Origin of the sequence: Shewanella sp. SR43-4 (genome assembly GCF_014163845.1) — a bacterium.
Lineage (GTDB): Bacteria > Pseudomonadota > Gammaproteobacteria > Enterobacterales > Shewanellaceae > Shewanella > Shewanella vesiculosa.
The window spans coordinates 140,884-155,669 of sequence record NZ_JACJEB010000001.1 but is presented as its reverse complement, the minus strand read 5'-3'; the positions used below and the strand labels follow the sequence as shown (position 1 = coordinate 155,669).

Sequence of the window (14,786 nt, the reverse complement as noted above, 5' to 3'; positions counted from 1 at the left end):
AGCTAGCTTAGCCTTTGTATAATCCAGTAGATTCTTTAGGGGTATGATTAATATGAACTTCCATTTGTGGGTAGGCAAGTTCAACATTGTTTTCTTTGAGCTTTTTATTAATCAGTTTATGCAGGCTATGGCGTAGCGGCCACCGAGCCGACATGTCTTTAGCATAAGAGCGAATTTCGTAATCTTGAGTGTGCTGACCAAAACCGGCAAACCATACTTCTGGTTCTGGCATGGTTAGCGATAATTCACATTCTCGAACCGCTTGATGCAGTAGCATTTCCACTTTGGTTGGGTCGGCATCACGAGATACCGATACCGTGACGATGACGCGAGTTATCGGGTTGGATAGCGACCAGTTAACCAGTTGTTCAGTAATAAAGGCTTTGTTGGGCACAATAATTTCTTTGTGATCCCAGTCGACAATCGTGGTGGCTCGGATTTGAATTTTACTGACCGTTCCAGATAGGTCGCGGATCGTGACGGTATCGCCAATTCGAATGGGTTTTTCAAATAGGATGATCAAACCAGAAATAAAGTTAGCAAAAATTTCTTGCAGGCCAAAACCTAAACCCACTGATAATGCGGCAACTAGCCACTGTAATTTAGACCACTCCATTCCAAGAGTTGAAAAGCCAAACAGTATGCCAAAAAATACCACCAAATAACTGCTCACAGTGGTAATGGCAAAGCCGGTACCTGGCGATAAATCTAATCTTTGCAATAACGTCAGTTCCATTAATCCTGGGAGGTTTTTAGCAATCACCACCGAGAAGCCCACTAACATAATGCCGAATGAAATTGATTTTAATGTGATTGGTACTTGCTGCTCAATACCATTCACATTGCTGTTGGTGGTCCATAAGGTGATGCCATCTAAAAATGAGAATACTGCGGTATGAGTCTGCGACAAAATACCCAATAAACTGGCAAAAAAGGCTAAAAATAAAATCGATCGCACTAAGCCGAGCGACTGACTGGAGATGGTTTCTAAATCAACAATTGGTTCTTCATAGGTTTCTATTGGCTCATTGTTTTGCAACTCGCCTCTTTCACGTTGCGCAAGTCGCTCTGCACGTTTGGCTTTAGCGCGATCGAATGCGATTAAACGGCGCTCAATCAGCATCCAGCGTTTAATAAGCTGGTAAGTTAGTAAAAAGCCTAAGCCTAATAATACTGATATTTGCAGTTGTAACAGAAGCTGGAAAGCCGTGAAGTAGTAGCCGACCGCAGCCAAGATGGCGCTAAAAATAGGCGTAACAATCAAGATGGCCCATAGGGCTTTTTGAATGATCGCCATATTCGTCGCGCTAGGCTTATTTTGGCGATATTGGCCAATCAATAACATGACATCTTTGTACAGGAGAAACAGCACAACACAGAAAACGATAAACGCCCCACGGCCAAGACTGTTACGTACTAATGAAGTATCTAATGCTTCAGTGAAGCCCATTAAGCCAATTAAGGGTGCGGAAATGATCACAAATGAAGCCAAGGTTTGCTGCGCTTGTTTGATTATTTTTTTCGGCCGTCTGAAGTGGCTGATTAAAATACCTTTTTCTACCGTTAATAAGAAAAAGAATTGATAAATCAGATAACTGACACCAATAGCTAAAATACCGACTCCCACGGCATGAACCATGTTTTGCTCAGAACGGGAGAAAATAAAACCGGCCACAATAACCGGTAAAGGCTTTATTAAGGCATACACTAAGCTGATGATGAGGGTTTTGATGGTGTATTTAAATTTATCTTGCGTCACGTTACCAACAAATACCGCATAGCGACTAATTGCGGTATTAAACTTAGGGGTAAGCATGTCATGTGCCATCAAGCAGCATAATAATAAAATGCCCCACCAAGCCCAATAATTGCTGTTTTCAGACCATGATTGTTGTAACGCTTGCCACTGGCTAGGTTGCAGTAACCATACACTACTGTGACTTAAATCGATGAGCCATAATGGACCAATGCTGGGGGCATTAGGTACCCAAAATAAATGTTCATTAAGGGTGTTTTTTAATGTGTTATGCAGTTGGTTTAGCTGCTCATAACCAATACGTAACTTGGCAAACTCAGCTAAATATTGATCATAACTTTGTAATAGTTGATCTATGAGTACTTGCTGTGACTGTAAGAGTTTTATCTGGGTTTCATTAAACATTTCACTGTCATCAAGTTGTTGACTGTTTAATGCTTGATGTTGCTCTAATTGATAGCGCTCCAGCCGTGCATCAGCTAATTCTGTTTGCAGTTTGTCTAGGTTGGGCGGTTTAGGTAATGATTGCAGCATTTGCAAAAAACGGTCGCCAAATGCCGAGTTGGTTTTTACCCAAGTAATTTGTTCTAGTACGTTTGAAAGCTGTGCATTTTGAGACTGATAGCGTTTCTCAACCCGCTGTTGCTTCTCTATTGCTGATTTAATATTACTGGTGAGCGTTTGTAATTGTTCAGCATATTGTTGGTTTGATCTACTCAGCTCTTGAGATAAAGGATCGGCTAGCTCTTGGGCATCAACTAAGTTATTGGCTATAGTATCAGCGGTTTTTTGCTGACGAGATTCAATATTGTGTTTGTTGATAAGCTCAATAAAGCTTTCTTGTTGGCTTAATAACAAGCGGTTGAGCTGCTGTTGAAGCTGGGTAATCTCGAGTTGTTTCGGACTCGCTAATCGTTCCGCCTGTAAGGTCGCAATATGCTGAGTGAGCAGTTCGGTTTGAAGCTTGTTCCGTTGGCCTAAAGGTGTCTCAATCGGTACTTGTTGGGTTTTATTGTGCTGAGTTAAGGCATTTTCTGCTTGAACAATTAAATCAGGTAGTTGTCTTTGACGTTGTGAAATAGTTCGTAATTGCTCATTGAGGCTCGACTCAGTCTCTTTTAATTCTGATAAATTGAAATAAGCCATTGAAGCCTGCTGATCCAGATCGATATCATCATCAAGGCTTAATGGGATTTGTGCTTCACGAAGTTGTCCTGTCAATGAGAGCTTAGTTTCACTGTTAGAGCGTTCGATATTGGTATAAGTTTGCTGTTCTATTTGCAGTTTTTCAATACTGCTTTGCAGTTCGGCAATTTGCGATGGTATATCAAGTGGCTGATTTTCGGCTTGGCTATTTAGCCCCAATCGTTTATCAAGGGTTAGGGGAGTGCTAGCAAATACAGAATCTGACAGTGTATTAACTATAAGGAAACACAGGAATAAACACGCTAAACGTAACATAATACTTTGCCCAGATTGGAGTCAGGACATGGTAGCAAATTTGAATGATTATAATCTATATTTTTGATGACTTTAGATCGTTTCAAGCAAAGTTGATTCCACAATAATTATTCACCCGCAAGCGGTATGATGTTTATTGATTGATGAGCCGTGCAATGATGATTGCCATGATGAGCTAAGTATAAAAGGGAATACGTCAGTGGCCAATATAAGCAACTATGCTTTGCTATTTGATTAGGCTCAGGCATCTCAAGTGTGCTGTAATCGTCTTTTCATCATTATTTAACTAGTGGTTAATGGTGATTATGCGAGGTATTTCTGCAACCCCACAAGGTAAAAAGAAAATGGAGAGAGGCAATAAAATAAAGCCGTACTGCTTAAAAACAGTACGGCTTGATGTAGCGATAACACCAGGATACTGGAGTCAGTATCCTGGTAATTATATTGATTATGCTTGAGTCAGTTTAGCAAACGGTTGGCCCATACGCGTGGTTTCACCTGGCTCGACCCCATCGGCAAATGTTTCGATGGCGTCTTGTGCAAATAACATCACCACAGTACTGCCTAATTTAAAGCGACCCATTTCAGCGCCCTTTTCTAACGTAACCGCTTCTGGACCTGTAGTGGGATAATCCCAGCTAAACACTTGTTTGCCACCTGGTGGTGTCACAGTACCCGACCATATCGTTTCAATACTAGCAACAATTGTTGCACCGACTAATACCATTGCAAGTGGACCGGCTTCGGTTTCAAAGATGGCAACTACGCGCTCATTGCGAGCAAACAATCCGGGTACATTTTGCGCAGTCAGTGGGTTAACCGAAAATAAGTCGCCTGGCACGTAAGTCATTTTTGATAATGTGCCAGTGATAGGCATGTGGATGCGATGGTAATCTTTGGGCGCCAGATAAATGGTTGCAAAATCGCCACCGTCAAAACGTGCCGCATCAGATTTATCACCACCTAACAATGCTTCAGAGGTATAAGTGTGCCCTTTGGCTTGAAAAATATTGCCAGCTTCAATTGGGCCACATTGACTCACAGCTCCATCAACCGGATGTGCCATAACGCTGTTGTCTTGGTTTATCGGTCTGAGTTCAGGTTTTAATGCTCGGGTAAAAAATGCATTAAAGGTTTTGTAGGCTTCGGGCTCAGGTTGCTGTGCTTCAGACATATCAATTTTATATTGTTTGATAAACCATTTGATCCCTGCCGTGGTAATCATTCCAGCTTCAGCAGCAGCAAACTTACCAACTAAGCGCGACAGAAAGTGTTTTGGCAACATGTATTGCAAGGCAATTTTAATTGAGTCCAATGTGTTTCCCTTTTTTTTCTAAGCAGGTTGAACTAGGAATAGTATTCCTAAAGGTTACTGACTCTAGGAGTCTAATTCATCAATTGCACGAAAGTGTCGCGCATGACGTTGTTCATCTAAACTGGCAATAATACGCTGATAATTGCTAAAGCGGTCTTGAGTTATTTTTCCATCAGCTAGTGCTTGTTGTAAAGCACATCCTGGGTCGTCACCATGTTTACAATCACGGAACTTGCAGGTACCTAAAAATTCTCTAAATTCAATAAAGCACCAACCGACCCTGATAGCGTCTAAATGCCATAAGGCAAATTCACGTATACCGGGTGAATCGATTAAATCCCCACCGCTAACAAAATGGAGTAACTTTGCGGTCGTGGTGGTATGTTGGCCTAAACCTGAGTTATCGGATACATCTCCAATTAATAGTTCAGCTTCTGGCATTAATGCATTGATCAAAGATGATTTGCCAACACCAGACTGACCGGCAAAAACACTGACGCTGTCATTGAGTAATGCTTTGAGGTCTTCAACGCCCTCACCAGTGTGACTACTGACACGGAAAACTTGATAACCAATATTTTGGTAACGCGTTAATGCCGTTTCGATTTCATCACGATTAGTGTCATCCAATAAATCAATTTTATTGAGAATGATGATCGGCGTAATATCTGTGTCTTCTGAAGCCACTAGATATCGATCAATAATTTGGGTGGTAAAGCTAGGTAAAACTGAAGACACAATTAAGATTTGATCGATGTTAGCGGCAATAATTTTGACGCCATCGTATAAATCTGGTCGAGTTAAAGAGGATTTTCGCGGGTGAACGGCGACGACAATACCACCAATACTGGAGCCCGATTGAACTTCAGTCGCGAGTCTTACCACGACCTTATCACCAGTGACTAAACTGGTCACTGCTCGGCGAATATTACAGCGCGAGACCATGCCATCTGTAGTTTCAATATCGGCATGCTGACCGAAACGAGAAATCACCACACCGGCTTGTTCAGGACCTAACAAATTATCCTGTAATTCGGCATGTTGACTATTATCGTCATTACGCTTTAATCGTTTAGTCTGATTGGCGCGCATTCGGCGTAATTGGCCCTGACTTAGGGGTTTCTTTTTACTCACAGGCTTATCTTCATTAAATAGGTGTTTTTTTGTGTATCAAAAAAACAGTATGATACACACTCTTTTATAAAAATGCCTGAATTTAGGCTACAGATAATATAAGGCGGCATAAATGGCTGTTGATGCGAATAATCTAATTTGGGTTGATTTGGAAATGACAGGCTTAGAACCCGCTGTTGATCGAGTCATTGAAATTGCAACTTTAGTGACTGACCAAGACCTCAATATCATTGCTCAAGGCCCTGTTCTAGCCATTTATCAGACAGATGATGTGTTAGCTGGGATGGACGATTGGAACCAAAAACATCATGGAGAGTCAGGATTAATTGAGCGTGTTCGTGCCAGTAAATGTTCTGAACAAGATGCGATAACACAAACGATTGATTTTTTATCTCAGTACGTGCCTAAAGGCGCATCACCAATGTGTGGCAATAGCATTGGTCAAGATCGCCGCTTTTTGAATAAATACATGTTAGAGCTTGAAGAGTATTTTCATTATCGCAACATTGATGTGAGCACCATCAAAGAGTTGGTTCGTCGTTGGAGCCCTGAAACAATGAATGGCTTTAGCAAGAAAAATACTCACCAAGCATTAGAAGATATCAAAGAGTCTATTGCCGAAATGCAGTTTTATCGCAGTGAAGTATTTAAAATTTAAGCAATTGAACAATTTTTTTCAAAAAGGGGGTTGCAGCATAGTAAAATTTACCTATAATGCGGCCTCAACTTTCTACAGAGCGCCAAACTCTGAGGCATAGGAAGTTGTCATGAAATTTGAAAGTATGCGACATTAGTTGAGTTGGCATAGGTTGAAAGACGATACCTTGCTAACTTTATAATGAAGCAAATAGTACGCGACATTAGCTCAGTTGGTAGAGCGATACCTTGCCAAGGTATAGGTCATCGGTTCGAACCCGATATGTCGCTCCAAATTTCTAGATACAATTTTTGAAATGCGACATTAGCTCAGTTGAGTTAATCGCAAGAGTCGATACCCATCTTGTTCCAAGGTATAGGTCATCGGTTCGAACCTCTCTTTATTTATAAAGAAAGGCCGCTCCAAATTTCTAGATGATTTGAAATGCGACATTAGCTCAGTTGGCATAGGTTGAAAGACGATACCTTGCTAACTTTATAATGAAGCAAACAGTACGCGACATTAGCTCAGTTGGTAGAGCGATACCTTGCCAAGGTATAGGTCATCGGTTCGAACCCGATATGTCGCTCCAAATTTCTAGATGAAATTTTTGAAATGCGACATTAGCTCAGTTGAGTTAATCGCAAGAGTCGATAACCATCTTGCTCCAAGGTATAGGTCATCGGTTAAAACCTATCTTTATTTTCAAAGAAAGGTCGCTGTAAATTATACATGATTTGAAATGCGACATTAGGTAGTTGGCATAGGTTGAAAGACGATACCTTGCTAACTTTATAATGAAGCAAACAGTATGCGACATTAGCTCAGTTGGTAGAGCGATACCTTGCCAAGGTATAGGTCATCGGTTCGAACCCGATATGTCGCTCCAAATCACTTAGTCTGTTAAAATTCGTATTTTTAGAACATGCGATACCTTGCCAAGGTATAGGTCATCGGTTCGAACCCCTCTTTGTTTATAAAGAAAAGTCACTCAAAATCACTTCCTCTGTTAAAAATCCAATTAATTACTATTACAACACTAGACTCAGTTGCGTTTTCAGAAAATGCGATACCTTGTTAAGGTATCGGTCATCTGTTCGAACCTCTCTTTGTTTATAAAGAAAAAGTCGCTCTAAATCACTTCGTCTATTAAAAATCCTATTTTTAGCAAATGCGATACCTTGCCAAGGTATAGGTCATCTGTTCGAACCTTTCTTAGTTTATAAAGAAAAAGTCACTCCAAATTTTGTTTATTCCAAAACTGGTGAAGTGTTTACTTTTGCATAAGGCTTACCAAAGCTAAATTCACATTTTCTTATGCTCACCACTGCAATCTAACTCATCCCGAATGTTGTCATTTTAATAAATTTGCATCATCTACCTTTGAGCAAATTGTTTTTGCAATCAACAAACAAGTGATCTAGTACTCACTTCTTCATGGATCTCTAAAGTAAGAGCATATTGTTGAAGTAAAACATGATCTGGTTCAAATCATTTACTGGTGTTATCTCTGATAATCAACTCAAGATAGATTTTCCTAAGAAGTTAGGGCTTTAAACGAGGTGAGTGTTATGCGGATCCAACAACTGAGTGAGCTACTTGATTATGTTGCTAATTGCCATCTCGATATGGAGAAATTATATAAGCGTTTAGATCGAAACGCAGACTCCTCTAGAGTAAAAATGATGCTAACTTATTTCCAACAGCATGAGAGACATATATACGAAACACTTGAAAGTTACATAGAAGATGCGCCTTCAAGAATCTTAAATACTTGGTATAAAGACATTACTTTCGAAGATTTTAGCAAACGTTGTCTTGAAACCTCATTAGCCGCCAATATGCAAGAAGACCAAGTACTCGAGCTGCATCTTGATTTAGAAAATCGCTTAATCGCGCTGCTAGAAAAAACAGCGATGAGTAGTCCTACTGATGAAATTAAGAGTGCATTAATGGATTTGGTCAGAGTGGCGCAAACTCAACAAAAACGTTTAGTTCACAGCACAATTCGTATGGATGATATCTAAACGACATATTAAATTTTGACATAACTTCCTGAAGTGTTAGTTTGCCAGCTATTCCCAGTAGCTGGCTTTTTTTATTAACAAAAAATAACCACCATAACTGTGGGAGTTCCCCTATAACTTCTGTTATATTTAGCATTCTTGTAACTCTTTTTTATGGAAGCTGACTTTACCCATGACATCGCTGCTTAAAACCCTTGAAAATGAACAAGCTACTGTCGCTCTTGGGCAACAAATTGCGCAGTGGATTGTGCCACCATTAACGATTTATCTTACTGGTGACTTAGGCGCGGGTAAAACAACGTTTAGTCGAGGTATTATCCAAAGTTTGGGTCATCAAGGCGCGGTGAAAAGTCCGACTTATACCTTGGTTGAGCCTTATGAATTTAACGATATGGATGTGTATCATTTTGATCTGTATCGATTAGCTGATCCAGAGGAGCTCGAGTATATGGGGATCCGTGATTACTTCACTGACAGAAGTGTGTGTCTAGTTGAATGGCCTGATAATGGTCATGGATTACTTCCTAAGGCTGACATCCATTTGCATTTACGTTATAAAGAATCTCAAAGACAGGTTGAATTACAAGCCATATCCCCTGCAGGGCAGGCAATTTTAAATAAAATTAATATAAATAATAATGACTTTTAAAAAAACTTTTTTTATTCCTATTATCATCACGCTGTTGTTTTTGCCTAATTTAGTTTGGGCAGCCAATCAACTTGATAGCGTGCGTATTTGGGCTGCTCCAGAATCGACTCGAGTGGTGTTTGATTTAACTCAAGCTCCTAAATACGACAGTTTTACCTTAACGGGGCCAGATCGTTTGGTGGTTGATATTCAGGATACTGGCGCTAAAGTTAATTTAGATAAAATAGCGAATAACAGCAAAATTATCAAAAAGATACGTTTTAGCTCACCGCCTAAAAAAGGCATATTGCGTTTGGTTATGGATTTAACTAAACCGGTAAAGTCCAGTTTGTTTACTTTGCCTCCGACAGCTCCTTATGGCAACCGTCTGGTAGTCGACTTAGAAAATGTTGACGGTGGATCCTCTACAGGTCAAACCGTTAGCCGCTCTGCTAATCAGTCATCGCGAGACATTGTGGTTGCCATTGATGCGGGCCACGGCGGCGAAGATCCAGGGTCTATTGGACCTTCTGGCATGCATGAAAAACGGGTAGTGCTTGAAATTGCCAAGCGTTTGGCGCGTAAAGTGGATGCAACTCCAGGCATGCGAGCGGTGATGACGCGTACTGGCGATTATTTTGTTAACTTGAATAAACGCTCTGAACTGGCACGAAACAGTAAAGCTGATTTATTGATATCGATTCATGCTGATGCCTTCACTTCACCGCAGCCAAGTGGCGCGTCTGTTTGGGTGTTATCAATGCGCAGAGCTAATAGTGAAATTGGTCGCTGGTTAGAGCAAAAAGAGAAACACTCAGAGTTGTTAGGTGGTGCAGGCGAGATCATTCAAAATACCGATAGTGAACAATATTTAGCCATGACATTACTCGATATGTCGATGAACAGTTCGATGGCGATAAGTCATTCTATAGCTGGTGATATTCTTCGTGACTTAGATACGATTACTCACCTTCACAAAAGAAATCCAGAATCGGCCAGTTTTGCTGTACTTAAATCACCAGATATTCCCTCTATTTTAGTTGAAACTGGCTTTATCTCTAACCCAGGTGAAGAACGGTTGTTGTCTAACGGTAATCATCAAGAAAAGCTGGCTAATGCCATTTATAAAGGTGTGCTGCGTTATTTTGAAGGTAATCCGCCCGCTGACTCTTTGATGGCCAAGACGTCAAACGTTAAACACAGTGTAAAGCGTGGCGAGTCGTTATCAATTATTGCGCAGCGTTACAGTGTTTCTGTAAGCAGTATCAAGCAAGCCAATAATTTAAAGAGTGATGTAGTACGTATTGGTCAAAAACTCGTAATACCAAGGGCTTAATATGGCTATTCAACTGTTACCGCCACAACTTGCAAACCAAATCGCAGCAGGCGAGGTGGTTGAGCGACCTGCATCAGTGGTGAAAGAACTGGTTGAAAACAGTCTTGATGCCGGCGCGACTAGAGTTGATATTGATATCGATAAAGGCGGAAGTAAGCTGATTCGTATCCGCGATAACGGTGCGGGTATTCCTAGGGATGAGTTGGCATTAGCACTGTCGCGTCATGCAACATCAAAAGTTCATACGCTCGATGATCTCGAAGCTATTTTAAGCTTCGGTTTTCGTGGTGAGGCGCTAGCCAGTATTAGCTCAGTGTCACGGCTAACATTAACCTCAAAAACAGTTGAACAGTCTGAAGCTTGGCAGGCCTACGCTGAAGGCTCGCAAATGGATGTCAAAGTGACCCCTGCTGCACATCCACAAGGCTCGACCATTGAAGTAGTCGACTTGTTTTTTAATACGCCCGCCAGAAGACGCTTCTTAAAAAGTGATAAAACCGAATTCACTCATATTGATGAGTGGTTAAAGCGGATTGCCATTGTGCGCCGCGATATTCATTTTACCCTGACCCACAATGGTAAGTTAGTGCGTCATTATCGTCCTGCAAATACCGAGATTCAAACGCAGCAACGTTTAGCACAAATTTGTGGCCGAGCGTTTGCGGAGCAAGCTTTAAGCATTGCTTGTGAACATGAAGGCTTATCTCTAAATGGTTATTTACAGTCACCACAAGATACAGTCATCACCGAGACGAATTTCTTTTATGTCAATGGACGATTAATTAGAGACCGACTGGTTAATCATGCTGTTAAACAAGCTTTTGCTGAGTACGGTATTGAGCATCAACCTGGATATGTGTTGATGTTATCACTTGATCCACACCAGGTTGATGTGAACGTGCACCCAGCCAAGCATGAAGTGCGTTTTCATCAATCTCGCTATGTGCATGATTTTATATTACAAGCGGTGCAATCGGCATTAGTGCAAATGCCTGCGTTAGCCTTATCTGAGCATGAACCTGAATCTAATTCACTAGATAAACATGATAATTGTGCAATGGTGCCCCAAGATCCAACTGTGATGGATGATGCCAATAGCGTCGCTAGCATTGAAGACGTATTTTCACTTAACCGTGACTCCACTAAAGCGATTAATAGTGTTAGCGCGTTCGGCTCAATGCATGTTCCGGGAAAGAATAATAGTTTATCTGGGGGGTATTCAGCTGCAATTAAGCCTAGTTATGATAAAAAGCCTGCTAGCCCATTAACTGCTGCCCAGACCAAATCTGCCATTGCTAGCTATGGACAGTTATTGCATACCCCGATGAATAGCGCGATATCATATGTTAATGAAGTCGCGACTGAGTTGGCCATCCCCCCATTGTTAGCGGGTGAGTATTGGGTGATATGCAAAGATGATAAGTTGTCATTGTTGCCTATAAAAAAGGTGCAATTGGCAGTGAGAAAGCAGCAAATTGAAATCAAACTCGCTAATGGCTTAGTGTCACAACCGCTATTAATGCCAGTATCAGTAGCTGCAGATTTAGATTGGCCAGAAACCTTAGCCAAGCGTGATCAATTACTGCGTAAGATGGGTATTGAATTAACAATTCGCTTTCAGCAGTTGATTATTAAAAAAGTGCCCCCATATTTGAGGGAAAGCCAACTTGCTGTTGTGATACCTGAATTATTGCAATGGATACAAATAGAGCAGCCTTCAGATAATGCTATTGTGGGTTGGCTTGCACAACAAAGTTTATCGCAATTTGAGCCAGTACAAGTCTTATGGCAGCAATTTTGTGCACTTGACGATGAAACGAAACAAACTTGTTATGACCAAGAGCACGTATTGCCTTGGCAAAATTGGATGAAAAATAATTAACGTGAACAGTGTCGATAAGCCGAAAATCATTTTTTTAATGGGGCCTACAGCCTCAGGCAAGACGGCATTAGCCATTGAAATGGCAACAAAACATAATTGCGAGATTATTTCAGTCGATTCAGCGCTTATCTATCGTGACATGGATATCGGTTCAGCTAAACCGACGGCGAAAGAGTTGCAAATGGCTCCGCACAAGTTAATTGATATACTTGATCCTAGCGAAAGTTATTCAGCGGCAGATTTTCGCCGTGATGCACTATTGGCTATCGAAGACATTATTCGTCGCGGTAAGACCCCTTTACTCGTGGGTGGCACCATGATGTACTTTAAAGCACTGTTAGAAGGTCTATCTCCTCTACCCAGTGCAGATGAAGGTATTCGGCAGCAAATATTGGCGCAAGCGCAAACAGACGGTTGGGACGTATTACACCAACAATTATGTCAAATAGATCCGGTTGCTGGAGCAAGAATTCATCCTAACGATCCACAACGATTATCGCGTGCATTAGAGGTTTATCGGATCAGCGGCAAAACAATGACTGAATTGACTCAAACTAAATCAGTCGCTTTGCCGTATGATGTAGTGCAATTTGCTATTGCACCTAACGATCGAAGTGTATTACATGAATTAATTGCTAAGCGATTTAATATCATGCTTGAGCAAGGCTTTATCGATGAGGTGTCACGCTTAAAAGCGCGTGGTGACTTAGATTTAGACATGCCATCAATGCGTTGTGTAGGTTACAGGCAGTGCTGGCAATACCTTGATAAAGAATTTGATCATGCGACTATGGTCGAAAAAGCTACCGCAGCCACTAGGCAATTGGCCAAACGTCAATTAACATGGTTGAGGAGTTGGCCGGAATTACAGTGGCTTGAAAGTGGTGTCGAAGGGAATTTAGTTACGCTTATGCGACAAAGCCGCTAGCTTATTAGCCGTTGCTGTATAATACTAAAACTAAACAATAAAACTTAATTCAACATATTTTAAAATAAAAAAGGAAATTCAAATGGCTAAGGGGCAATCTTTACAAGACCCATTTTTGAACGCATTGCGTCGTGAGCGTGTACCAGTCTCTATCTATTTAGTGAATGGTATTAAATTACAAGGCCAAGTTGAGTCATTCGATCAATTTGTTATCTTGTTGAAAAATACTGTAAGCCAAATGGTTTACAAACACGCTATTTCAACAGTCGTACCAGCACGCCCATTTAATGTTACTGCTCACCAAGGGACTGCCCATGGTGAAGAAAGCGATGCTGAATAATTTGAAAAGGAATACAATTTTTGTTTGATCGTTATGAAGCGGGTGAAACAGCGGTATTAGTACACATAGATTTTTCCGACGACGAACGTCGAGAGGATCTCACTGAGTTACAGCTATTAGTTGAATCTGCTGGTGCTCGCTCTGTTGGAGTGATTACTGGCAGTAGACGCTCGCCAGATCGTAAATTTTTTATCGGTACCGGTAAAGCTGAAGAACTAGCCGCAATGGTAGCTGCTACAGAGGCCAATGTAGTGATTTTTAATCATGCATTGAGTCCTGCTCAAGAGCGTAATCTTGAATTAGTATGCCAGTGCCGAGTCTTAGACAGAACTACGCTGATTCTTGATATTTTTGCTCAGAGAGCAAGGACTCATGAAGGTAAATTGCAAGTGGAGCTAGCGCAATTGCGCCACATGTCGACGCGCCTTATCCGTGGTTGGACTCATTTAGAGCGACAAAAAGGCGGTATTGGTATGCGAGGGCCGGGTGAGACCCAGCTTGAAACAGACCGACGTTTATTAAGAGGGCGGATTAAGAACATTAATCGTCGACTTGATAAAGTGGATAAACAACGTGAGCAAAGCCGCCGAGCTCGTAAGCGAAGTGATTTAGCAACAGTGTCTTTGGTGGGTTATACCAATGCGGGTAAATCGACATTATTTAATGCGCTAACTTCGTCGGACGTTTATGCTGCAGATCAATTATTTGCAACATTAGATCCAACACTGCGTAAATTATCCTTACCCGACGGTGCGGTAATTTTAGCAGACACAGTTGGTTTCATTCGTCATTTACCTCACGACCTTGTTGCAGCATTTAAAGCCACATTACAAGAAACTCGACAAGCAGAGATCCTTTTACATATCGTTGATTGTGCCGATGACAATATGGCTGAAAATTTTGAACAAGTACAAAGTGTACTTAAAGAAATCGATGCCGATGAAATCCCGCAATTAGTCGTGTGTAATAAAATTGATTTGCTTGAAGATTTCGCGCCTCGTATCGATTACGGTGAAGACGGTAAACCTGAAAGGGTTTGGGTCTCTGCGCAAAAACGCATTGGATTTGATTTGCTGCTTAAAGCGATAACCGAATTAATCGGTCAAGTTATTTGCGAGCTTACATTGAAAATACCTGCATCAGCAGGACATTATCTTGGCCAGTTTTATCGACTGGATGCAATACAGCAGAAAGAGTATGACGATCTGGGGAACTGTATTTTATCTGTTCGTTTATCGGATGCCGATTGGCGCCGATTAGCTAAACAGAGTCAAGGGGAATTAGAGACATTTATTTTTGACGATTCAGAAGTAGACATCTCTTGTTAATCTCATTTATTTCA

Annotated in this window: 11 protein-coding genes and 3 tRNA genes; 11 read left to right on the top strand and 3 right to left on the bottom strand. The window is 41.2% G+C overall.

The features are described from left to right. Positions 1–7: 7 nt before the first annotated feature. From H5123_RS00705 to rsgA, 3 genes are all read right to left on the bottom strand, one after another. Complete coding sequence (locus tag H5123_RS00705) at positions 8–3,217, bottom strand: mechanosensitive ion channel domain-containing protein (protein ID WP_182696705.1); 3,210 nt, start codon at positions 3,215–3,217, stop codon at positions 8–10. 448 nt (positions 3,218–3,665) lie between these two features. Continuing rightward, positions 3,666–4,532 (bottom strand): archaetidylserine decarboxylase, encoded by an 867-nt coding sequence (gene asd, locus H5123_RS00700; RefSeq protein WP_124018303.1) that lies wholly within the window; start codon positions 4,530–4,532, stop codon positions 3,666–3,668. Between the two features lie 63 nt (positions 4,533–4,595). Beyond that, positions 4,596–5,666, bottom strand: coding sequence for a small ribosomal subunit biogenesis GTPase RsgA (rsgA, locus tag H5123_RS00695; RefSeq protein ID WP_124018304.1), 1,071 nt, complete (start codon positions 5,664–5,666; stop codon positions 4,596–4,598). A gap of 112 nt (positions 5,667–5,778) precedes the next feature. On the opposite strand from rsgA, the gene orn reads away from it, so the two are divergent. The 11 genes from orn to hflX all read left to right on the top strand — a co-directional run bounded on the left by orn (position 5,779) and on the right by hflX (position 14,772). Next, positions 5,779–6,324, top strand: a complete 546-nt coding sequence (gene orn / locus H5123_RS00690; RefSeq protein ID WP_124018305.1) for an oligoribonuclease — start codon at positions 5,779–5,781, stop codon at positions 6,322–6,324. 196 nt (positions 6,325–6,520) lie between these two features. Next, positions 6,521–6,596: transfer RNA gene (locus H5123_RS00685), tRNA-Gly, on the top strand. Between the two features lie 223 nt (positions 6,597–6,819). Beyond that, positions 6,820–6,895: transfer RNA gene (locus H5123_RS00680), tRNA-Gly, on the top strand. Between the two features lie 221 nt (positions 6,896–7,116). Continuing rightward, positions 7,117–7,192 (top strand) — tRNA-Gly (locus tag H5123_RS00675). Between the two features lie 682 nt (positions 7,193–7,874). Further along, positions 7,875–8,330, top strand: coding sequence for a hypothetical protein (locus H5123_RS00670; protein WP_124018306.1), 456 nt, complete (start codon positions 7,875–7,877; stop codon positions 8,328–8,330). 172 nt (positions 8,331–8,502) lie between these two features. Continuing rightward, the gene (gene tsaE, locus H5123_RS00665) at positions 8,503–8,979 is read left to right on the top strand and encodes a tRNA (adenosine(37)-N6)-threonylcarbamoyltransferase complex ATPase subunit type 1 TsaE (protein ID WP_124018307.1); all 477 of its coding nucleotides are present in this window, start codon (positions 8,503–8,505) and stop codon (positions 8,977–8,979) included. Beyond that, entirely contained in the window at positions 8,969–10,294 is a 1,326-nt protein-coding gene (locus tag H5123_RS00660) for an N-acetylmuramoyl-L-alanine amidase (protein WP_124018308.1), read from the top strand. The genes tsaE and H5123_RS00660 overlap by 11 nt, the downstream gene beginning before the upstream one ends. A 1-nt stretch (position 10,295) precedes the next feature. After that, positions 10,296–12,176 carry a DNA mismatch repair endonuclease MutL gene (mutL, locus tag H5123_RS00655; protein WP_182696704.1) on the top strand — a complete coding sequence of 627 codons (1,881 nt, stop codon included), beginning with the start codon at positions 10,296–10,298 and terminating at the stop codon, positions 12,174–12,176. A gap of 1 nt (position 12,177) precedes the next feature. Further along, on the top strand, positions 12,178–13,104 hold the full coding sequence (gene miaA / locus H5123_RS00650) for a tRNA (adenosine(37)-N6)-dimethylallyltransferase MiaA (protein WP_182696703.1): 927 nt from the start codon (positions 12,178–12,180) through the stop codon (positions 13,102–13,104). A gap of 82 nt (positions 13,105–13,186) precedes the next feature. Beyond that, positions 13,187–13,444 carry an RNA chaperone Hfq gene (gene hfq, locus H5123_RS00645; protein ID WP_124018311.1) on the top strand — a complete coding sequence of 86 codons (258 nt, stop codon included), beginning with the start codon at positions 13,187–13,189 and terminating at the stop codon, positions 13,442–13,444. A 20-nt stretch (positions 13,445–13,464) separates the two neighbouring features. Beyond that, positions 13,465–14,772: a ribosome rescue GTPase HflX gene (gene hflX, locus H5123_RS00640; RefSeq protein ID WP_124018312.1), complete on the top strand. Its 1,308-nt coding sequence runs from the start codon at positions 13,465–13,467 to the stop codon at positions 14,770–14,772. Positions 14,773–14,786: the final 14 nt, after the last annotated feature.